This is a genomic window from Streptomyces sp. NPDC052701 (genome assembly GCF_040678355.1).
Lineage (GTDB): Bacteria > Actinomycetota > Actinomycetes > Streptomycetales > Streptomycetaceae > Streptomyces.
The window spans coordinates 53,708-75,170 of sequence record NZ_JBFATO010000016.1 but is presented as its reverse complement, the minus strand read 5'-3'; the positions used below and the strand labels follow the sequence as shown (position 1 = coordinate 75,170).

Annotated in this window: 16 protein-coding genes; 3 read left to right on the top strand and 13 right to left on the bottom strand. The window is 74.9% G+C overall.

What is annotated here, in order from left to right; translation table 11 throughout:
* Window positions 1–101: 101 nt before the first annotated feature.
* Window positions 102–1,010, top strand: a complete 909-nt coding sequence (locus AB0L29_RS19785; RefSeq protein ID WP_365828821.1) for a bifunctional helix-turn-helix transcriptional regulator/GNAT family N-acetyltransferase — start codon at window positions 102–104, stop codon at window positions 1,008–1,010.
* Window positions 1,011–1,109: 99 nt separating this feature from the next.
* Here AB0L29_RS19785 and AB0L29_RS19780 read toward each other — a convergent pair whose 3' ends face one another.
* From AB0L29_RS19780 to purN, 6 genes are all read right to left on the bottom strand, one after another.
* The gene (locus tag AB0L29_RS19780; protein WP_365828819.1) at window positions 1,110–2,099 is read right to left on the bottom strand and encodes a malate dehydrogenase; all 990 of its coding nucleotides are present in this window, start codon (window positions 2,097–2,099) and stop codon (window positions 1,110–1,112) included.
* A 467-nt stretch (window positions 2,100–2,566) separates the two neighbouring features.
* Window positions 2,567–3,769, bottom strand: coding sequence for a DUF2690 domain-containing protein (locus AB0L29_RS19775; protein ID WP_365828818.1), 1,203 nt, complete (start codon window positions 3,767–3,769; stop codon window positions 2,567–2,569).
* 576 nt (window positions 3,770–4,345) lie between these two features.
* Window positions 4,346–4,957 (bottom strand): DUF3017 domain-containing protein, encoded by a 612-nt coding sequence (locus AB0L29_RS19770; RefSeq protein WP_365828816.1) that lies wholly within the window; start codon window positions 4,955–4,957, stop codon window positions 4,346–4,348.
* Window positions 4,947–5,801 carry a bifunctional methylenetetrahydrofolate dehydrogenase/methenyltetrahydrofolate cyclohydrolase gene (locus AB0L29_RS19765; RefSeq protein ID WP_365828814.1) on the bottom strand — a complete coding sequence of 285 codons (855 nt, stop codon included), beginning with the start codon at window positions 5,799–5,801 and terminating at the stop codon, window positions 4,947–4,949. The genes AB0L29_RS19770 and AB0L29_RS19765 overlap by 11 nt, the downstream gene beginning before the upstream one ends.
* Window positions 5,802–5,964: 163 nt before the next feature.
* The gene (gene purH, locus AB0L29_RS19760) at window positions 5,965–7,551 is read right to left on the bottom strand and encodes a bifunctional phosphoribosylaminoimidazolecarboxamide formyltransferase/IMP cyclohydrolase (protein WP_365828812.1); all 1,587 of its coding nucleotides are present in this window, start codon (window positions 7,549–7,551) and stop codon (window positions 5,965–5,967) included.
* Entirely contained in the window at window positions 7,548–8,186 is a 639-nt protein-coding gene (purN, locus tag AB0L29_RS19755) for a phosphoribosylglycinamide formyltransferase (RefSeq protein ID WP_365828810.1), read from the bottom strand. Before purN ends, purH begins: the two co-directional genes overlap by 4 nt.
* A gap of 346 nt (window positions 8,187–8,532) precedes the next feature.
* On the opposite strand from purN, the gene AB0L29_RS19750 reads away from it, so the two are divergent.
* Window positions 8,533–9,297, top strand: a complete 765-nt coding sequence (locus tag AB0L29_RS19750) for a hypothetical protein (RefSeq protein WP_365828808.1) — start codon at window positions 8,533–8,535, stop codon at window positions 9,295–9,297.
* A 36-nt stretch (window positions 9,298–9,333) separates the two neighbouring features.
* Here the strand turns inward: AB0L29_RS19750 and AB0L29_RS19745 are convergent, their stop codons facing one another.
* A complete protein-coding gene (locus AB0L29_RS19745; RefSeq protein WP_365828806.1) occupies window positions 9,334–11,118 on the bottom strand; it encodes a DUF6350 family protein in 1,785 nt (594 codons plus the stop codon).
* Between the two features lie 120 nt (window positions 11,119–11,238).
* Between AB0L29_RS19745 and AB0L29_RS19740 the strand changes: the two genes are divergently transcribed.
* A complete protein-coding gene (locus AB0L29_RS19740; RefSeq protein ID WP_365828800.1) occupies window positions 11,239–12,402 on the top strand; it encodes a helix-turn-helix domain-containing protein in 1,164 nt (387 codons plus the stop codon).
* Between the two features lie 81 nt (window positions 12,403–12,483).
* On the opposite strand, the gene sucD is transcribed toward AB0L29_RS19740, so the two are convergent.
* The 6 genes from sucD to AB0L29_RS19710 form a co-directional block, all read right to left on the bottom strand.
* Window positions 12,484–13,368 carry a succinate--CoA ligase subunit alpha gene (gene sucD, locus AB0L29_RS19735; RefSeq protein ID WP_365828798.1) on the bottom strand — a complete coding sequence of 295 codons (885 nt, stop codon included), beginning with the start codon at window positions 13,366–13,368 and terminating at the stop codon, window positions 12,484–12,486.
* A gap of 20 nt (window positions 13,369–13,388) precedes the next feature.
* Window positions 13,389–14,570: an ADP-forming succinate--CoA ligase subunit beta gene (gene sucC, locus AB0L29_RS19730; protein WP_365828796.1), complete on the bottom strand. Its 1,182-nt coding sequence runs from the start codon at window positions 14,568–14,570 to the stop codon at window positions 13,389–13,391.
* 655 nt (window positions 14,571–15,225) lie between these two features.
* Window positions 15,226–15,378 carry a hypothetical protein gene (locus AB0L29_RS19725; protein WP_365828795.1) on the bottom strand — a complete coding sequence of 51 codons (153 nt, stop codon included), beginning with the start codon at window positions 15,376–15,378 and terminating at the stop codon, window positions 15,226–15,228.
* Between the two features lie 688 nt (window positions 15,379–16,066).
* Window positions 16,067–17,194, bottom strand: a complete 1,128-nt coding sequence (locus AB0L29_RS19720; RefSeq protein ID WP_365828793.1) for a hypothetical protein — start codon at window positions 17,192–17,194, stop codon at window positions 16,067–16,069.
* A gap of 253 nt (window positions 17,195–17,447) precedes the next feature.
* Window positions 17,448–18,611 carry a VWA domain-containing protein gene (locus tag AB0L29_RS19715; protein WP_365828791.1) on the bottom strand — a complete coding sequence of 388 codons (1,164 nt, stop codon included), beginning with the start codon at window positions 18,609–18,611 and terminating at the stop codon, window positions 17,448–17,450.
* A 145-nt stretch (window positions 18,612–18,756) separates the two neighbouring features.
* A complete protein-coding gene (locus AB0L29_RS19710) occupies window positions 18,757–21,447 on the bottom strand; it encodes a DUF5682 family protein (RefSeq protein WP_365828789.1) in 2,691 nt (896 codons plus the stop codon).
* Window positions 21,448–21,463 lie beyond the last annotated feature (16 nt).

The following is a 21,463-nucleotide window of genomic DNA, read 5'->3' as shown; positions in this document are numbered from 1 at the left end:
CGGTGCCGCCTCCCTCCAGCGCCACCCCCTTCCTCCGCGCCGCCCTTTCCGGCACCCGGGTCGCCATGGACCTCCCGGAGTTCTTTGACTAAAGTCAAAGAATGGAGTCGGTGCCGACGGAGCAGGTGGCGGCCTTCCGCCGCTTCAACCGCTACTTCACCCGCCGTATCGGTGTTCTGAACGACCACTACCTGGGCCAGGACCGCCCGCTCGGCGAGGCCCGCCTGCTGTTCGAGATCGCCGGGCACCCCGGCGGGGCGGTGTCCCTGCGCGAGCTCAGGACCCGCCTGGGCCTGGACGCCGGATACCTCAGCCGCATGACGAGGACGCTGGAGGCGCAGGGCATGGTCCGGCTGAGCGCGCACCCCGACGACAACCGGCTGCGCATGGTCGAACTGACCCCGGCCGGACGCGTCGAGGTCCAGGAGCAGAACCGGCGCGCCGACGCGCTCGCCACCGGCGTCCTGGCGGGGCTCGGCCCCTCCGAGCGCCGGCGGCTCACCGAGGCCATGGCGACCGCCCAGCGCCTGCTGCGGCTCGCGGCCGTCACCGTCGAACGCGTCGACGGCCACGCCCCGGACGCGCGCGCCTGCCTGGACGCGTACGCCGCCGACCTCGACACCCGCTTCCCCGAGGGCTTCGGCAGGTCCGACCTGGTGGCGCCGCAGGAGGTGTCCGGGGACGCGGGCGCCTTCTTCGTCGCCTGCGAGGAGGGCCGCCCGGTGGGGTGCGGCGCGCTGCGCCGGCTGGACGCGGACGCCGGCGAGATCCGGCACGTGTGGGTCCACCCGGACGCCCGCCGCCTCGGCCTCGCCCGCCGCCTGCTGGCCGCGCTGGAGGCGGAGTCCCTCGGCCGCGGCTGGACGCTGGTACGGCTCGGCACGCACGCGGTGCTCACCGAGGCGCAGGCGATGTACCGGTCCTGTGGCTACACGGAGATCCCGGCGTACGCCGACCACGTCTACGCCCACCACTGGTTCGAGAAGCGGCTGGCATCCCCCGGGAGCTGACCGGCCGCCCGCCCGGGTTCCCCCGAGCGGCCGCAGGCCCCGCTCCGGAGGAACCGGGGCGGGGCCTGTGCGGGGGCCGGCGGGAGAGCCGTGGACGGCTCAGATGAGGCCGAGGCCGCGGACCGCCTCGCGCTCCTCCTCGAGCTCCTTGACGGAGGCGTCGATGCGGGCGCGGGAGAACTCGTTGATCTCCAGCCCCTGGACGATCTCGTACTTGCCGTCCTTGCAGGTGACCGGGAAGGAGGAGATCAGGCCCTCCGGGACGCCGTAGGAGCCGTCCGACGGGATGCCCATGGAGACCCAGTCGCCCTCCGGGGTGCCGTTGACCCACGAGTAGATGTGGTCGACGGCGGCGTTGGCGGCGGAGGCGGCCGACGAGGCGCCGCGGGCCTCGATGATGGCGGCGCCGCGCTTGGCGACGGTCGGGATGAACTCCTCGGCCAGCCACTTCTCGTCGTTGACGGCCTCGGCGGCGTTCTTGCCGGCGACGGTGGCGTGGAAGATGTCGGGGTACTGGGTGGCGGAGTGGTTGCCCCAGATCGTCAGCTTCTTGATCTCGGAGACCGGGACGCCCGTCTTCTTCGACAGCTGGGTCAGGGCGCGGTTGTGGTCCAGGCGGGTCATCGCGGTGAAGCGCTCGGCCGGGACGTCCGGGGCGGCGGCCTGCGCGATGAGCGCGTTGGTGTTGGCCGGGTTGCCGACGACCAGGACGCGGATGTCGTCCGCGGCGTGGGCGTTGATGGCCTGGCCCTGCGGCTTGAAGATGCCGCCGTTGGCCTCCAGGAGGTCACCGCGCTCCATGCCCTTGGTGCGCGGGCGGGCGCCCACCAGGAGGGCGACGTTGGCGCCGTCGAAGGCGACGTTCGGGTCGTCCGTGATGTCGATGCCCTGGAGCAGCGGGAACGCGCAGTCGTCGAGCTCCATGGCCGTGCCCTCGGCCGCCTTCAGCGCGGGCGTGATCTCCAGGAGGCGCAGCCTGACCGGCACGTCCGCGCCGAGCAGCTGGCCGGAGGCGATGCGGAAGAGCAGGGCGTAACCGATCTGGCCGGCCGCGCCGGTGACGGTGACGTTCACGGGAGTGCGGGTCATGGCGTTCTCCGTATGACAGCTGGCGGTGGGGCGTCCCTGCCCCGGGCGTTTGATCGATCTCTTGGCGTCAAGAGAGATCAGCGGTCAGGCTATCGCGCATCCGGCATCCCGGACGGCCGGGCCCGTGTGGCCCACCCCACAGAGCCGGCCCCGCACACGAGAGGCGGCCGCCCGTCCGGGAGAGGGGGGACGAAGGCGGCCGCCGTACAGGGGAACCGACCGTGCCGGACTCCCGTGGGGGTACCTTCCGCCTGCCCCGCCCCGGCCGGCCCATTCCCGGGAAACGCCGATTCTTCCTCGCGGGCGGCCGGGACCTGTCCGGCCCCGGCGGACGGGCGGCCGGTCCGCGGCCGGCCCCGCACCGGCGCCGACCGGTCATCACACCGGGTCCGGCCGGTCACCGCACCGGCACCAGCCGGTCATCACACCGGGTCCGGCCGGTCATCACACCGGTTCCGGCCGCCCGGTCACTCCGTGCAGCCCTTCTGGCCGGACGCCAGCGTCACGCACGCCGTGGCCTCGTCCGCGTCCTTCACCGCGACCATCGGCGTGTACGCGATCGCGTCCCCGACCGCCGTGATGCTCCCGCTCTGCCTGGCCTTCCCGGCGGTCACCCGGACCTGGTCGCCCTGCGCCGCCTGGGTGATGCGGCCCCACGCGGCCCGGCAGGTCTCGCTGTAGCGGACCTCCACGACGGTCGTGCCGACGGTCGCGGTCTTGGCCGTGGTGACCAGGTCACCGCTGCACCCCATGCGCTCCGCGTCCTTGCCGGTGCAGCCGTCCCCGCTGCACTTCACCCCGGCCGGCAGGTCCGGGTCGGCGCTCACGGACGGGGAGGGCCGCTCGGCACCGCCCTCGTTCTTCCCGTCCCCGCCGCCGAGGAGGAGGAACGCGCCGGCGATCACCACCAGCACCCCCACCACTCCGGCGAGGAACATCGTCATGCGCCCCTTGCCCGGAGCGCCGCCGGCGCCGGACGGGGGCCGGACGCCGCCGCGCGGCGGCCCGCCGTGCGTCCGGCCGTCCCCGCCGGGCCCCGCGGGCGCGGCGCCGGACCCCGGGACGGCACCCGGGCGGGCGCCGGCACCGGCACCCGCCGCGCGTCCGGCCGTGCCCGAAGGGCCCCGGTACCCGGCGATCCCCCAGGAATTGACCTCCGGGGAACCGGACCGCCCGGCGTCCTCCCGTGCGTCGCGCACGCCGCCCGCCGAGTCCTGGACCTCCGGAGCCGTCGGCTGCTGCGGCACGCTGGGCACCACGCCCGCCGGACCGGCGACGCCCGGCGTGACCGTGGCGCTGCGGCCCTTGCGGGCCGGTCCGCCGCCGGCGTCGGTCCGGGGCGCCGCGCCGAACTCGCTGAGCGCCGCGCGCGCCTGCGAGATCCGGATCGCCTCCATGGTCATGTCGTGGCGCATCTCCGAGCGGCTCCAGGCGCGCTCGGCGAGCTCCCACATGGTGGTCAGATGGACCGGGTTGGTCCCGGTGACCTCGGCCAGGGCCACGATCGCGCCCTTGGGCGCGAGGAGCCGGCCGTTCAGGTAGCGCTCCCAGGACGTCTTGCTGTAGCCCGTGCGGTCGGCCACCGACGCGATGCTCAGGCCGCTGCGGTCCACGAGCCGCCGCAGCTGGCTGGTGAACTCCCTGATCTGCGGATCGAGTTCATCGGGCAAGGCCCTCCAACGAGGCATTGCTACCCCCCTCTTCCCCCCGGTTCGTGCTGGTGTTTCCCCCGCGCAAGGTGCCCTCGGCCGAGTCCCCGGTCTGGCTACCCACAGGGATGCGCCCGGCCAGGATCTCAGTTCCCGGGGTGGGGGCGCACGGGAGCGTCAGGGGCGCGGGCACGCACCGTTGCACGCCCGGCCGCTCGCGGTCCAGTGTCCCATCGGCGGTCCCCCTCACCGCACAGGGCCCTCGGCCGGCGTTCGGGGCGCCCCGGACCGTCCCGGTTTTCCACGTTAGCCCTGCCATCGGACCACTTCGCACCGAATCCGCGAACTTGTCAACACTGTCAATACTGTCAATACATCGACACACAGAAACCACAGATGCGTACACACGGGCCCCGGCGGCCCCGCGCACCGCGGCGCACACCGGGACGGGGGTCGGAGGCACGTAGCGGAACGGTCACTTCCGTGCCACAGCGCACGGACAGACGTTGAACGGCCCCTTCGCGGTGCAGCAGGGTTGTCCCCGGCGGCGGCCCGTCCTCCCACGGGGGAGGGGACGGGCCGCCGCCCGGCCGACCGCTAACCGCTCACCGTGAAGTGCAGCATGTCCTTCAGGAACGGGACCTCCAGCCACGGCCACGGCGTCGGCTGCGCCATCATCGCCAGCAGGACGATCACCAGGCCCAGCACGCCGTACGTGACGATGTCCGTGAAGCGGGAGCGCACGGCGAGCATGCCGACGTCGGGCACGAGCCAGCGCAGCGCGGCGCCGCCGAGCAGCGCGGTCCCGATCAGCAGCGTGCCCGGGCGGAACAGGTCCAGCGCGGTCAGCAGCAGGCCGAGCCCGGCCACGCTCAGCACGGCGAGGACGGGCCACTGCCGGGCGGGCGCCGGGGCGTCACCGGGCGCGGCCCGGCCGCCGCCCTCGGGGGGCGCGGTGTCCCTGGTGAACAGCGGGAAGCGGCGGGTGACGCGCCGCGGCCGCCCCTCGGCGTCGGGCGCGCTGATGGGGTCCCGGACCGTGATCTCGCCGGTCTCGTCGGTCCCGACGCCCGTGTCGGTGCCGGCGGTCGCGGCGGTCCCGACGCCCGTGTCGGTGCCGGCGGTCGCGGCGGTCCCGTCGGCCGTGCCCGTCCCGTCGGCCGTGCCGGTCCGCTCGGGACCGCCCCCGGTCCTGCCCTCAGCCGACACTGCGCTCCGCCGCCTCGACCACGTTGACGAGCAGCTGGGCGCGGGTCATCGGGCCGACCCCGCCGGGGTTCGGGGACAGGAAGCCGGCGACCTGCGCGACGTCCGGGTGGACATCGCCCACGATCTTGCCCTCGGCGCTGCGGGAGACGCCGACGTCGAGGACGGCCGCGCCCGGCTTGACGTCCTCGGGCCGGATCAGGTGGGCGGAGCCGGCCGCGGCGATGACCACGTCCGCGCGCTTCAAGTGCGCCGACAGGTCGCGGGTGCCGGTGTGGCACTGGGTCACGGTGGCGTTCTCGCTGCGGCGGGTCAGCAGCAGCGGCATCGGGCGGCCGATGGTCACGCCGCGGCCCACGACCACGACCTCGGCGCCCTTGAGCTCCACGCCGTAGCGGCGCAGCAGGGTGAGGATGCCGTTGGGGGTGCAGGGCAGCGGGGCGGGCTCGTTGAGGACGAGGCGCCCGAGGTTCATCGGGTGCAGGCCGTCGGCGTCCTTGTCCGGGTCCATCAGCTCCAGGATGCGGTTCTCGTCGATGCCCCTGGGCAGCGGCAGCTGGACGATGTAGCCGGTGCAGGCCGGGTCCTCGTTCAGCTCGCGGACGACCGCCTCGATCTCCGCCTGGGTGGCCGTGGCGGGCAGTTCGCGCTGGATGGAGGCGATGCCCACCTGGGCGCAGTCGCGGTGCTTGCCGGCGACGTACTTCTGGCTGCCGGGGTCGTCCCCGACCAGGATCGTGCCGAGGCCGGGCGTGACGCCCTTCTCCTTCAGCGCCGCCACGCGGGCGGTCAGATCGGACTTGATCGCGGCTGCGGTGGCCTTGCCATCGAGAATCTGGGCGGTCATGGCCCCCATCCTCGCGGATGACCGGGTCCCGGTTCCAATCCGGGCCCGGCCCGGCACCCGCGGGCGCCCGTCCCGGGCCTGTCCGCCGGTCGGCCGGCCCACACGACGGCGGCCTCCGGTCCTCCCCCGCGGGGGAGGACCGGAGGCCGTCCGGCGCGCGCTCCTAGTGGAAGAAGTGGCGCGTGCCCGTGAAGTACATCGTGATGCCGGCCTTCTCGGCGGCCTCGACGACCTGCTCGTCACGGACCGAACCGCCCGGCTGGACGATGGCCCTGACCCCGGCGGCGCTCAGCACGTCGATGTTGTCGGGGAAGGGGAAGAAGGCGTCGGACGCGGCGAACGAACCCCGGGCGCGCTCGGCGCCCGCCCGCTCCACCGCCAGCCTGCAGGAGTCGACGCGGTTGACCTGGCCCATGCCGACGCCGACCGAGGCGCCGTCCTTGGCGAGGAGGATGGCGTTGGACTTGACGGCCCGGCACGCCTTCCAGGCAAAGGCGAGGTCCGCGAGCTCGGCCTCGCCCAGCGCCTCGCCGGTGGCCAGGGTCCAGTTCGCCGGGTCGTCGCCGTCGGCCTGCAGCCGGTCCGTGACCTGCAGCAGCGCGCCGCCGTCGATCGGCTTGACCTCGACGCGGTCGGAGGGGCCGTCGGGGCAGCGCAGCACGCGGATGTTCTTCTTCCTGGTGAGCACCTCCAGGGCGCCCTCCTCGTAGCCGGGCGCGACGATGACCTCGGTGAAGATCTCCGCGACCTGCTCGGCCATCTCCTTGGACACCGGCCGGTTGACGGCGATGACCCCGCCGAACGCGGACAGCGGGTCGCAGGCGTGCGCCTTGCGGTGCGCCTCGGCGACGTCGGCGCCGATCGCGATGCCGCACGGGTTGGCGTGCTTGATGATCGCCACGCACGGCTCGTCGTGGTCGTACGCGGCACGGCGGGCGGCGTCCGTGTCCGTGTAGTTGTTGTACGACATCTCCTTGCCGTGCAGCTGCTCGGCCTGGGCGAGGCCGCCGCCCGCGGCGGAGCCGCCGGCCGACGCCGTGGAGAGGTAGAGGGCGGCGGGCTGGTGCGGGTTCTCGCCGTAGCGCAGGGTGTGCGCGCGCTCCCAGGTGGCGCCGAGGAAGTCGGGGAACTGCGAGTCGTCGACGGGCGCGTAGGAACTCGCGAACCAGCTCGCGACCGCCACGTCGTACGCGGCCGTGTGCCGGAAGGCCTCGGCGGCCAGGCGTCGGCGGGTGGCCAGGTCGAAGCCGCCGTCACGCACCGCGGCGAGGACGTCGGCGTAGCGGGCCGGGTTGGTGACGACGGCGACCGACGGGTGGTTCTTGGCGGCAGCGCGCACCATCGAGGGGCCGCCGATGTCGATCTGCTCGACGCACTCGTCGGGCGAGGCGCCCGAGGCGACGGTCTCGCGGAACGGGTACAGGTTGACGACGACGAGGTCGAACGGCTCGACACCGAGCTCGGCGAGCTGGTTCCGGTGGTCCTCCAGCCGCAGGTCGGCGAGGATGCCGGCGTGCACCTTCGGGTGCAGGGTCTTGACGCGGCCGTCCAGGCACTCGGGGAAGCCGGTGAGCTCCTCGACCTTGGTGACGGGGACGCCGGCGCCGGCGATCCTCGCGGCCGTGGACCCGGTGGAGACGAGCTCGACACCGGCCTCGTGCAGGCCGCGCGCGAGTTCCTCGAGCCCGGTCTTGTCGTAGACGCTGACGAGCGCCCGGCGAAGGGGCCGCTTGTTGCTCTCGGCGGTCACTGGATAACTACCTTTCGTCCCTCGATGCGATAGCCGTTGCGGGCGAGCCGCCCCACGACCTCGACGAGCAGCCTTCGCTCGACTTCCTTGATGCGCTCGTGCAGCGCGCTCTCGTCGTCCTCGTCCCGGACCTCCACCACGCCCTGGGCGATGATGGGTCCGGTGTCGACGCCGTCGTCGACGAAGTGGACGGTGCAGCCGGTGACCTTGGCGCCGTACGCGAGCGCGTCCCGCACGCCGTGGGCTCCCGGGAAACTGGGCAGCAGCGCGGGGTGGGTGTTGACGAACCGCCCGCCGAACCGCGCGAGGAACTCCTTGCCGACGATCTTCATGAACCCGGCGGAGACGACCAGGTCGGGCTCGTGGGCGGCGACGGCCGCGGCGAGGGCCGCGTCCCACTCCTCGCGGGTGCCGTGGTCCTTGACCTTGCACACGAACGTCGGCAGTCCGGCGCGCTCGGCGCGCGCGAGCCCCTCGATGCCCTCGCGGTCGGCGCCGACGGCCACGACCTCGGCACCGTAGGCCTCGGGTCCGGTGGCGGCGATCTCGTCGAGGAGCGCCTGCAGGTTGGTGCCGGATCCGGAGACCAGCACGACGAGGCGCTTGGCGCGCCGGTCCGCGGGCTTGGCGGCCACGGTGGGGGCCTTTCTCGGGGAAGCGTCTGTGCGTGGACGACCGGCGCACGAGGCTCCGCTTTGTGCATTCCTACGAATGCTTCGCGTCCCCCGATACGGGGAAGCCTACGAAGCGGTCGACCGTCAGCAACGATACCGGCACACCTGGCGGCCCCCACGGGACGGGGGCGTGGCCGGAAGGTAGCGTCTGGAAGGAACCGGGCCGGGAAGGCTCGGGAACGTCGTGCGCGCACCGCGCGTTCACGGAAGGACGGGCCCGGGCCGGATCCGGGCCGCAAGCCGCCGGGACGTTCGGCCCGGTCGTCGTCGACACGTCGTGATTCACCAAGGGGAAGACGCTCACTTGATGCCGGACCGCAGCCTGCGACTCCTCACGTTCCCCCAGCAGTCGGCGCAGGGAGGGGAGCGCGGCGCCGTGTTGCTGCGGGAGCGCCCCGCCTCCCCGCCCGACGCCCCCTCGGGCGACGGCGACGCGCGCGGCCGCGGCTCCCAGGAGGACAACCCCTTCGCCCCGCCGCCTGAGGGCACGCCGGACCGCCCCTGGCAGCCGCGGCACCCGTCGGGCGACGAGGGCGGCTCCCAGGAGGGCGGCGGCCGCTCGCCCTGGGGCCGGCAGTGGAGCGACCGCCAGCCCGGCCGCTCCCCCGACGGCTTCGGCGAGCGTCCCCGCAGCCCCGAGACCCCGGGCGGCGGCCAGCCCCCGGGCCCGCGCTGGGACCCGGCGGACCCGGCCCAGCGCCGCGCCCGCTACGCCCTGCTGTGCGGCATGTGGGCCTTCTTCTTTGCCCTCTTCAGCTGGGCGTACGCGGCCCTGCTGCTGGGTGCCCTCGCCCTGTACTGGGGCATCAGCTCCCTGCGCGCCAAGCCCCGCACCCCCGACCCGGACGGCCCGGCCCCCGGGCAGACCGGCCGCCCCCAGACCACGGCGGCGGTGAGCGGTCTGGTCACGGCGTCCCTGGCCCTCGTCCTGGTCGCCATGTCCTTCACCGCGCAGCTGGTCTACCGCGACTACTACACCTGCGCCAACGACGCCCTCACCAACGAGGCGAGGCAGGCCTGCACCGACCTTCTGCCGAAGGAGCTGCGCGGCCTGCTGGGCACGAACGGCTGACCGGGGCCGGCCGGCAGAGGGCCGGCCGGCCAGGGTTCACGCACCGGCGTCCGGCGCCTCCCGCGGCTCTGGTTCCGGCTCCGGCTCCGGCTCCGGCGAGCGGGACTCACGCGTTCCCGGGGAGGCGGGGCCGGCGGGCAGGAAGTCGTACGAGTCGTAGAGGTCGTGATCGTAGGTGTCGTAGGTGTCGTACGAGTCGTAGGAACCGCGGGAGTCCCGGGGCTCCGGTCCGGTCCCGGACGCGGTAGCGGCGTCGCGGGTCTCCGGGGCACCGGGGATCTCCGGAACGCCGGGAACCGCCCCTCCCCCCTCACGCCCCTTCTCCCCCGCCCGCGAGAACCAGCCGCTCCCCGGACGCCACGCCCTCCGCGGCCGTCGCCCGTCCGGGCCGCCGGCCCCCGCCGCCTCCGCGCGCGGCGGTCCGATCCGCACCACCCACTCGCGGCACCCCCGCCCCCGCAGCCGCCCGGCACGGACCCACAGCGCCACGGGCACCGCCACCGCCCCGATCCACAGCAGCGCGGCACCCCCCACCTGCCACCACATCGGGCCGAACCGCGCCAGCGCGGCCGTCCCGAGCGGCCCGCCCGCCAGTTCCGCGAGCCCCGCCAGGGCGCCCGCGCACAGCACGGCCGCCACCCCGGCCGCCCCGGCGGTCCGCCACCGGGACCACCCGGCACCCCCGCCCCGCCCGTCCCCCGCTCCGGGCACCCCGGGCCCCCCAGGCGCGCTTTCGGAGGCGTCCCTGCCCACGCAGCACCCCACCACCGCCCCGGCCACCACCGGGAGCACCCCCGCCGCCCAGGTCACCGGCGTCCCCGGCCCCGGCTCCGGCACCGCCGCCAGCAGCGGGAACGAGGGCAGCAGCGGGGCCGGGGCGGAGGCCAGCGGGGTCACGGGATGACCGGCGCCGAGGGCGAAGCCGGGCCCGAGGGCGTACGCCGCCGCCCACACCGCCGCGTTCGGCACCAGCGCCACGCACAGCAGCAGCACCGCGAACCGCCCCGACCAGACCTCCGTCAGCTGCAGCAGCGACGTCCGGGCCGCCCCGCCGTGCCACACCAGCGACGCCGCCAGCAGGCACGCCCCGCCCCCGACCAGCACCAGCACCCCCGCACCGGCCGCGCGCGCCGCGCCGCCCAGGTGCGCGTCCGGGCCGAGGAGGAGGTGCCGCAGCCCTCTGGGCACCAGCGTCCCCAGCACCCGTTCCAGCGGCCCGCCCGGACGGCCGTACGCCGTCCACACGCCGGCCCCCGCCGCGCCGGCGGCGACCAGCGGCACGCACACCCCCGCCGACGTCCACGACGGCCGCAGCGGACCGCCCGCCGCGTACAGGGCGGCGAGCGCGCCGACGGCGAGGTAGCCGAGCACGACACCCAGCCACGCCGTACGGCCGGAGACGGAAGCCGGCGCCGGCGCGCGCCGGTGCCCGGTGTCCTCGCCGTCCGCCGCGGCGTCCCCGTCCGCGACGTCCCGTGCCGCCCGGTGCACCAGCCACACCGGCAGCGCGAGCAGCAGCAGCGGCGGGACCCCCACGGGCGCGGGGAGGCCGGAGAGCGTGTCGGCGCGGATCAGCTCGGCACCGTGCGCCAGCAGCCACAGCGCCGCCGCGACGTGCAGCACACCGCCCGGCCCGCTGTCGGGGTAGGGCGAACTGATCCACAGCAGGGTGGCGAGCAGGGCGGACGAAGCGAGGCCCAGGCCCGCCGCGACCGCACCGGCGAGAAGGCCGGCGGTCAGTCCGGGCGCCCGGTCGCGCAGCCGGGTCGGCAGGGGCCACAGGGACGGTCGGCGAACGGTCGTCTGGCTCACGCCCGCCATGCTCCCAACGACACGCGCCGCACGGTCGTAACAGGCGAATCACCGCTGTGTCGCCCAATATACGTTTATGTACTTTCTCGTACGGAGGGGCGTCCGGTGACGCAGACGGAGGAGTGCCCTGTGACGGAGAGTCCGGCGATCCCGCTTCCCCCGCCCGGGGAGCGCCGACGCCTGCGTGAGGCCGGTGCGCTGACGCAGGCTCAGGTGGCCCGCCGGGTGGGCGTCTCCCGCGAGAGGGTGCGCGCGTGGGAGACCGGCCGGGCCACCCCGCAGGGCCGGAAACGGGAGGCGTACGCGCGGCTCCTGGCCTCGCTCGCCGAGTCGGCCCGTCAAGGGCCGCCGGGGCGGACCGGGGGGATCGCGCCCGGGACGGCGTCCGCCGAGCCCGCCCCGTCCGAAGCGATGGCGATGCCGACGGCGGTTCCGGGGTACGGGTCCGTACCGCGACGGGAGCGGGAGCGGGAGCGGAGGCCGGCACCGGCCCGCCCGCTGACGCCCGCTCAGGCCTTCGACGAGCTGTACGAGTTCTGCGCCCCCGCCCTCGTCCGGCAGGCGTACCTGCTGACCGGGCGCCGCGAGCTGGCGCGCGAGTCGGTCGAGCGGGCCTTCCTGCTCGCCTGGCAGCGCTGGCCCGAGGTGGCGTGCGACCGCGACCCGGCGAGCTGGGTGCGGGCGGCGGCGTACGACTGCGCGCTCTCGCCCTGGCACCGGTTCCGCCCCCGTCACCGGCACCCCGAGCCGCCGCCCTCCGACGCCTGCGACCGCGCCCTGCTGGACGCCCTGCTGCGGCTCCCGCCGCCGTGCCGCCGCACCCTCGTGCTGTACGACGGCGTCGGCCTCGACCTGCCGGAGACCGCGGCGGAGACGGAGGCCAGCACTCCGGCGACCGCCGCCCGGCTGCTGCGCGCGCGCCGGGCCGTCGCCGAGCGGCTGCCCGAGCTCGCGGACCCGGCCGTACTCCACCGGCGACTGGCCGAACTGGCCTCCGCCGAGCGGCTGCGGGCCGCCAGGCCGTCGGCGGTCCGGACGGGCAGCGAGCGCCACGCCCGCTTCTGGACCCGGGCCGCCGTCGCCTTCACGGTCGCCCTCATCGGCGCGACGGCCCTCACGCTCCACACGGCTCCGACGAAGTACGAGCCGCCCGTGCCGCCCGGCGAGAAGGTCCAGGGGGTGCCGCCGCCGGTGGCGCCGGGGCCGCTGTCGGAGCAGGAGCGGGAGCTGCGGGCCAAGCTGCGGCAGGAGTGGCAGCACGGTCCGGAACGGCTGGTGCCCCATCCCGGATAGGCCGGTGGCCCGCACGGCCCCGGACAGGCCGGTGGGCCCGGCCCCGTCACGGGGCCGGGCCCACCGGTACGTGGCCGGGGGTCAGCCGGCCAGGATCTCGCGCGCCAGCCTCGCCGTCTCGGTCGGCGTCTTGCCGACCTTGACGCCGGCGGCCTCCAGGGCCTCCTTCTTGGCCTGGGCGGTGCCGGAGGAGCCGGAGACGATGGCGCCGGCGTGGCCCATGGTCTTGCCCTCGGGCGCGGTGAAGCCCGCGACGTAGCCGACGACCGGCTTGGTCACGTTCTCCTTGATGAAGGCCGCGGCCCGCTCCTCGGCGTCGCCGCCGATCTCGCCGATCATGACGATCAGGTCGGTGTCGGGGTCGTCCTGGAACGCCTTCAGCGCGTCGATGTGGGTGGTGCCGATGATCGGGTCACCGCCGATGCCGACGCAGGTGGAGAAGCCGATGTCGCGCAGCTCGTACATCATCTGGTACGTCAGCGTGCCGGACTTCGACACCAGGCCGATGCGGCCCGGCTTGGTGATGTCGGCCGGGATGATGCCGGCGTTCGACTGGCCCGGGGTGATCAGACCGGGGCAGTTCGGGCCGATGATGCGGGTCTTGTTGCCCTTCTTGCCGGCGTACGCCCAGAAGGACGCCGTGTCGTGCACGGCGATGCCCTCGGTGATGACGACCGCGAGCGGGATCTCGGCGTCGATGGCCTCGACGACGGCGTCCTTGGTGAACTTCTCCGGGACGAAGATGACCGTGACGTCGGCGCCGGTCTTCTCGATGGCCTCCTTGACGGTGCCGAAGACGGGTACCTCGGTGCCGTCGAAGTCGACGCTGGTGCCCGCCTTGCGGGGGTTCACGCCGCCGACGATGTTCGTGCCGGACGCCAGCATGCGGCGGGTGTGCTTCTGACCCTCCGAGCCGGTCATGCCCTGGACGATGACCTTGGATTCCTTGGTGAGGAAGATAGCCATGGTTGTTGGTACCTCGTCCCTTACTTCGCGGCAGCAGCCAGCTCGGCGGCCTTGTCGGCCGCGCCGTCCATGGTGTCCACGCGCTGCACGAGCGGGTGGTTGCGGTCGTCGAGGATCTTGCGGCCCAGCTCGGCGTTGTTGCCGTCGAGACGGACGACCAGCGGCTTGGTGACCTCTTCGCCCTTGGACTCCAGAAGTTCCAGGGCCTGCACGATGCCGTTGGCGACGGCGTCGCAGGCGGTGATACCGCCGAAGACGTTGACGAAGACGGACTTGACGTCCGGGTCGCCGAGGATGATCTCCAGGCCGTTCGCCATGACCTCGGCGGAGGCGCCGCCGCCGATGTCGAGGAAGTTGGCCGGCTTGACGCCGGAGTGCTTCTCACCGGCGTAGGCGACGACGTCCAGGGTGGACATGACCAGGCCGGCACCGTTGCCGATGATGCCGACCTCGCCGTCGAGCTTGACGTAGTTGAGGTTCTTCTCCTTGGCGGCGGCCTCGAGCGGGTTGGCCGCGGCCTTGTCGTGGAGCTCCTCGAAGTCGGGGTGGCGGAACTCGGCGTTGTCGTCGAGGGACACCTTGCCGTCGAGGGCGATGACGTCACCGGAGGCGACCTTGGCGAGCGGGTTGACCTCGACGAGGAGGGCGTCCTCCTTGACGAAGACCTCCCACAGCTTGACGAGGACGTTGACGACCTGGTCGGCGACCTCGGCCGGGAACTTGGCGGCCTCGACGATCTCGCGGGCCTTGGCCTCGTCCACACCGTCGATCGCGTCGATCGCGATCTTGGCGACGGCCTCGGGGCGGGTGGCCGCGACCTCCTCGATCTCCATGCCGCCCTCGACGGAGGCGATGGAGAGGAAGGTGCGGTTGGCGCGGTCGAGGAGGAAGGAGACGTAGTACTCCTCGACGATCTCCGGAGCCGTCTCGGCGATCATCACCTTGTGGACCGTGTGGCCCTTGATGTCCATGCCGAGGATGTCCGTCGCGCGGGCGACGGCCTCGTCCGGGGTGGCGGCCAGCTTGACACCGCCGGCCTTGCCGCGACCACCGACCTTCACCTGGGCCTTGACGACCGACTTGCCGCCCAGCCGCTCGGTGATCTCGCGCGCCGCCTCAGGCGTGTCGATGACTTCACCGGCCAGCACCGGTACACCGTGCTTGGCGAAGAGGTCCCTCGCCTGGTACTCGAACAGGTCCACGCGCTTCCGTCCCTATCAGTGATCTAGCGGTTCGTTGGATGCGTGGGCGTGCCGCGAAGGGCAACGTGACGACCGCATGTGTCACAAGGGAGGCGCACACGGTGTCCGAGCGCGCGGCATGTCCGTCTCGCAGGTTATCGCCGCTTGCGGAGGGTCTCTAAATCAGGGGTCACACGTGAGCGGTGATACCTGTCACATGATGCCGCCTTCTCTGGCACCGCGTGCCGGGGGTGAGAGGCCTCACCGGGCTGGGGTCGGCCCGGTGAGGCCCGTCGGACACCCCGGAGGACGCAAACGCCCTGTCCTGCGGGGTGCGGGGCGGCCGGTCCCCACCCCGATGGGGACCGGCCGGCCCCTTCCGCGGGGGCCTCGGCCGGACGGGCCGACGGCTTTCGGCCGTTCGGGACCTGGTGTCCCCGCGGCGCCTGTGCGGTTCTTCACCGACGGCCCGGCGAGCGGTGCGCCGGCGGCGGATGCCCGACGGGCGGCGCCGGCCGTGTGAGCGGTGCGCCGGCGCCTCGGCGCATCGGCGAGCAGTGCCTCGGCCCACCGGTGAGCGGTGTGCCGGGGCCTCGGTGAGCGGTGTGCCGACGACGGAGGGCGTACGACGGCCCGGGGCCGTCGGCGGGCCGCCGTACGGGTGGCCCGACCTCGGTCACGGGTCGCGCGGGGAACCGTGCCGGACGTCCTGGACGTAGCCCGGGACGACCGGGCCGGCGACGCCACCGCCGCCGGAGTCGGCGCACCCGGCGAGCCGTCCGGCCGCGCCCCGGACCGTCCCGGCCACGTCCCGGACCGTCCCGGTCACGCCCCACGCGAAGGGCGCCGCCCGCTCCGCGGACCTCGGCGGCGTCCGGCACGGCGACTTCCGCCCCGGCGTACCGGCGGGCCTGCCCGGCGGCGCCGGCCACGCCGGAGCCCGGCGCCCAGGCGCCGGTGGTACCGGCGGCTCCCACGACGGAGCGGCGGGTGTTCTTGTTCATGCGTGCGTCGATCCTTGGATCTCGGAGTTCCGGAATGCCGTGGACTGCCGTGGGGCGCCGCGGGATCCGTGGTGTTCCGGGACTCGGTGGGGCTGGGGACGTTTCGGGCCAGGGCCGTGGCGATCCGCCGGTGTCCGGGGAGCCGGAACTGACGGACACGGGCACTGGCACTGGCACGGAAGTGGACGCCGATGTGCAGGGACGCGGACGTGAGGGACGCGGATTCGGAGGCGGTACGGCCCCGGCCGCTTGCGTCCGGACGACAGGGGTGTCCGGACAGGCGGGCAGTCCTGTTCCGCCCCCCGCGCGGCAGGTCTGCGGCGGGGGAAGGGCTGCTCCAGGGCCTGTCGTCACATTCCCGTCGTCCGCCCGGAGGGCGGGCCCCGCGGCGTCGGGTGCGTGCTCCCGGCGTGCCGGGCGCGGACCCTCGTACTGGATGTACTCGGGTCTGCGCCCGGTGCGGCGAGAGGGCGTGCAGGGCGTCGCGGGCAGGCGGGAGTTCGACGACAGGCCCTAGGCGGGGGATACGGGAATGTCCCGGTAGCGGTCCCGGGTCTCGGCCGCGTCGGTACGCGCGACGGCACCGGGCACGAGCCGCAGCGGCGCCCGGTGGTTCAGGGTGACGGCGTGCGCGTCACCGTGCCGCGGGCCTGCGTTGTCGGCCGCCGAACCCTGACCCGTCGCACCGCCCGGGGCACCGGCGGGCGCGGGCCCGTGACCGGCGGGAACGTGGTGGCCGGCGGGGTGCAGGTGCGGTGCGCCGTGCGTGGCGCGGCCGGTGGCGGCAAGTACCGTCCTCGACCCGTGCACGCCGTCCGCGACGGCACCGGTCCGCCCGCCGGAGGTGGTCTCGCCGGCCGACGGCCTGGTCGTCGAGCCCTGCTGCGGGATCTCGGGGACGGGCGCGGGCAACGCGCGCTCCGGCAGCGTGGGGCTGCCCGGGAGCGCGGGGCTGCCCGGAAGGCCGGGCTCACCGGGCGGACCGGGGAGACCCGGGGCGTCGGGCAGACCGGGGAGGCCCGGATCGCCAGGCAGGCTGGGAAGGCCAGGGCCGCCGGGCAGACCGGGGAGGCCAGAGTCACCGGGCAGACCCGGAAGGCCCGGGAGGCCCGGCAGTGACGGGGTGTCGGGTGGCACCGGCGGCGAGGGCAGCGAGCCCAGCGGCGGCACCTTCTCGCCCAGCCGGCCGAACCCGTCGGTCGCCGTGCCCACGGCCTCACCCACCGGCCGCCCGACACGATCGTCGATCGACCGCACCATGCGCTCGGTCACCGGCCGGAGGACGGGACCGGAGGAGACGGTGCCGCCCTGGGCACCGCCCGGAACCGCGCCCGCCCCCGGAGCCGTCGGCCCGGCGCCCTCGGACCCGACGGGAGCCGGAGCGGCGACCAGCTCCCCGGCCGCACCCCGCGTCACCGGCCGGGCCCCGTACGTCCTGTACGCCTCGGACGCCGGGGCCGGCGGAACGGCTTCGGCCGGGACCGCCGGCGGCGCACCGTCCGCCGCGTGCGCCCGCTCCCCGCAGAGCAGCCCGAGCGCGAGAACTCCGCCCACCAGCAGCGCCACCTGGAGCGCACGCCGCCCGGCCGCCGTGCGCATCCTGCGCAGAGCGGCACCGGACAGAGCTGCCGACCAGGTCAAGAGAGGGAGCTTCCTCCGTGCGGCGGGACGATCGACGTGTTGCCACCCATGGACGAGCGCTGATCCTTGCACGGGACTCCCGAGGTTGCGCAAGCCCCGTATTACCGATGGGTACTCATGTCCCTTTTCACCGGTCGTTCACCGATCGTCCCGCTGCTCGTCCCGCCGGCTGTCCCGCTGGCCGAAGTCGGACGGCGACGGGTCGGCATGCCGCCGTCCGACGGCCGTCGCCGCGCGGCGCCCGCCCGTCCCGTCACGCCGTGTCCGGTATCGGAAGCGGCCGCTTCTCGATCGCCGCCGCCATCACCTCGGGGAACAGGTCGGGCGTACAGGCGAACGCCGGCGCGCCCAGCGCCGCGAGCGCCGCCGCGTGCTCCCGGTCGTACGCGGGCGCCCCTTCGTCCGACAGCGCGAGCAGCGTCACGAACTGCACTCCCGACGCCTTCATCGCCGCGACCCGCTTGAGCATCTCGTTCCGTATCCCCCCTTCGTAGAGGTCGCTGATCAGCACGACCACCGTCTCGGCGGGCCGGGTGATCTGCGACTGGCAGTACGCCAGCGCCCGGTTGATGTCCGTGCCACCGCCCAGCTGCGTGCCGAAGAGCACGTCGACCGGGTCGTCGAGCTGGTCGGTGAGGTCGACGACCGCCGTGTCGAAGACGACGAGCCGCGTACTGATCGACCGCATGGACGCCAGCACCGCCCCGAACACCGAGGCGTAGACGACGGATGCCGCCATCGAACCGGACTGGTCGATGCAGAGCACGACCTCCTTCTTCACGGACCGGGACGCGCGCCCGTAGCCGATCAGCCGCTCCGGCACGACCGTCCGGTACTCGGGGAGGTAGTGCTTGAGGTTGGCCGCGATCGTGCGGTTCCAGTCGATGTCGTGGTGACGCGGCCGGCTGACGCGGGCGCTGCGGTCGAGGGCGCCGGTGAGGGTGGCCCGGGTGCGGGTGGCGAGCCGCTTCTCCAGGTCCTCGACGACCTTGCGCACCACGGCCCGTGCCGTCTCCTTCGTCGTCTCCGGCATCGCCTTGTTGAGCGACAGCAGCGTGCCGACGAGATGGACGTCGGCCTCCACCGCCTCCAGCATCTCCGGCTCCAGCAGGAGCGTGGCGAGCCCGAGCCGGTCGATGGCGTCGCGCTGCATGACCTGCACCACGGACGACGGGAAGTACGTCCGTATGTCTCCCAGCCAGCGCGCCACGGACGGTGCCGACGCCCCCAGCCCCGCCGTACGCTCCCGTCCCGCCTGCGGCCTGTCCCCCTTCCCGTAGAGCGCGGTGAGCGCCCCGTCCATCGCGGCGTCCGTCCCGGACAGCGCGCATCCGGTGCCGTCGGCGGCGTCGCCTCCGAGCACGAGCCGCCAGCGGCGCAGCCGCTCCTGCGCCGGGTCGACCGGTTCTGCCGTCATGCGCGCACCCCCGCACGGAGCCGTTCCCAGAGCGGAATCACCGGCACGGTCGTCGTCGGGCCGTGGCCCGCCTGCCGTCCTTGCCCGTCCCCGAGGACGTCCACCGCTTTGGTCCCTTCCTCCGGCTCGTGCCGCCGGTCGGTCGTCATCCCGTCACCCCCGCAAGTCCGTTCCCGGCGTTCTCTTCCCCTTGGTCCAGGCCCAGCAGCAGCCGCACCACCGGCAGGACGGCGTCCGCGCGCGCGGTGTCCGGGCCGGGCGCGAAGCCGGGTGGGCCGAAGCCCTCGGCCGCCGTGCTCCCCGGTGTGCCGGGACCGCGCCGGACCAGTTCGCCGAGGGTGCGGCGCACTCCGGGTTCGTACGCGGAGAAGGTGCGGCGGAGCAGCGGCAGGACGTCGGTGAACGCGTCCGCCGGTACGCCGGTCAGCCACGCGTCGACCAGTCCGAGCAGCCGCTCGTCGTGCACGAGCAGCATCCCGCCGCCGGAGCCGCCGCCGACGAAGCCCTCGATCCACGCGGCCGCGTCCGCCGGCGGCGTCCCCGGCGACAGCACGAGCCCCATGAGCCGCGCCGCCTCGTCCTGTGCCAGCTCCCCGTCGTCCAGCAGGAGCCGCACGGCACGGCCCCGGACGACGCCGGGCACGGTGTCCCGCGCGGACAGCACCCGCAGCACCGACCGCCAGCGGGCCCGCAGGTCGCCGTGGCCGGGTGCGGGGGCGTCGCCCAGCAGCCCCACCGCCTGGTGCACCGCGTCCACATGGCGCCGCATCTCCTTGGCCGCGTCCGCGTCCAGGGCGGCACAGGCCGGGGGCAGGCCGACGAAGACCCGCTCGGCCAGGCCCGCGGCGACCTCCGCCAGCGCCCCGGTGTCGGTGCCGCGCACGTCGCCGTACCGCAGGGAGCGCACCAGGGCGGGCAGCGCCTGGGCGAGGTGGCCGACGTCCGTGTCGAGGGCGGCACGGTCGGCGAGGACCCGCATCACCGTGGGCAGCGCGTCCGTCAGCCCGGCCAGCAGGCAGCGCTCGGCGAGCGCGGTGACCTCCGCCAGGCCCTGTGCCGCGACGGCGTCCGCCTCGGCCCTGGCGGTGGCGGCGCCGAGCACGGTCGTCCCCCACACCCCGGCCTCGGCGACCCGCACGGACAGCTCCGGCTCCCAGCGCAGCCGCCACGTCTCCCGGAACGTGCCCGTGCTGCCCCGCGAGGCCACCGGCTCGCCCCACCCGACGCCGAGCAGCCGCAGCCGGTGCAGCAGTCCGCTGCGCGCGGCGTCGGTCTCCTTGCGCAGGTCGAGCTCCACCTCCCGCTCCAGCGCCTCGGGCTTGAGCCGCAGCCGCCGCTGCGTCCGGACGAGGTCCCGCTGCAACGGCACCGCGGGTGCCGTCGGCGGCACCTCCCCGAGCACGTCCCCCACGACCAGCCGGTCGTGCACCAGCGCCAGCGGCACGTCCGAGCCCTCGCACATCACCGCGCGCACGGCGTCGGTCGCCTCGCCCAGGCCGGGCAGCGGACGGCCGCGCAGCGCGGCGAGGGTCTCCGCCAGGCGCACCGCCTCGATGACGTGCGCCGGGGAGACGACGCGGTCCTCGGCGCGCAGCAGGCCCGCCACCTTGGTCATCCACCGCTCGACCGGCCGGTCCGGGGCGCTGAAGAGGTGCCCGTACCAGCCCGGCGAGTCGATGCCCGCGCCGTATCCGCTGACCCGGGAGAGCCTGCGGTACGTCCACGGCACCCAGGTCATGTCCGTCTTGACCTTGGGCAGGCCCTTGAGCAGCGCCCTGTCCGCGGCGACGGTCGTCCGCGTCCGCAGCGCGGGCACGTGCCAGGCCCCGCACACCACCGCCACCCGGCCCTCGAACTCCCGTTGCGCCGTCCGCACCTGGAGCCGCATGTGGGCCTCGCGCGCCAGGTCCCGGTCGTGTCCCCCGCTGCCGTAGGCCTCGCGCAGCGCGCCCATGGCCTCCTCCAGCACGGTGAACGGCGCGAGCGCGTCCCCCCTGCCCGCGCCCCGGTGTTCGACGACGTCCTCCCACCAGCGCTCGGGGTCGTCGTACCCGGCGGTCTCGGCGAGTACGCCGAGCGGATCGACGCGGACCTCGGGAGCGGGTTCCCGCGCGTCCCTGCCGACGGCCGGTCCGGCGCGGTGGGGGGACCGGCCGGCCGCGTCGGGGCCGAGCGCGCGTGCGCCCCCCGCCCCGGCATCGGTCCGGCTTCCGGGGGTGGACCGGGGACCGGTCCCGTCCCCGTCACCGGTCCCGCTCCGGTCAGCCGCCCCGGCACCGGTCCCGCTCCGGTCAGCCGCCCCGGCACCGGTCCCGTCACCCGGCCCGCTTCCGCCCCCCGCGCCGGTTCCCGGTCCGGCACCGCCGCTCCCCCCGTCCGCCGGCCCCGCGTCGGCGCCGCCCGGTACGGACTCCCCGGCCCCGGGTGCTTGTGCCCCCGTGCCGTCCTCCGTCCGCGGGACGTCCTCCTCGCGCCCCGCCCACGCCAGCGTGTGGGCGGCCGGCAGGTCGATGAAGCGGGCCGGGACGCCGTGTTCGAGGGCCCAGCGGATGGCGACCCACTCCGGGGAGAACTCGGCCAGCGGCCAGAACGCCGAGCGGCCGGGCTCGTCCACCGCGTGGGCGAGCAGGGCGACCGGAGGCCGCATGTCCTCGTCGGCGGCGAGCGGGACGAGGGCGTCCGCCTCGGGCGGGCCCTCGATCAGGACGACGCGCGGCCGGGCCGCCTCCAGCGCGGCCCGCACCGCCCGCGCCGACCCCGGCCCGTGGTGCCGCACGCCGAGCAGCAGCGGCCCCGCTTCGAACGCGCTCTCCCCCGTGCTGTCCACGTCCGTCACACGCTCCCTCCCCGCC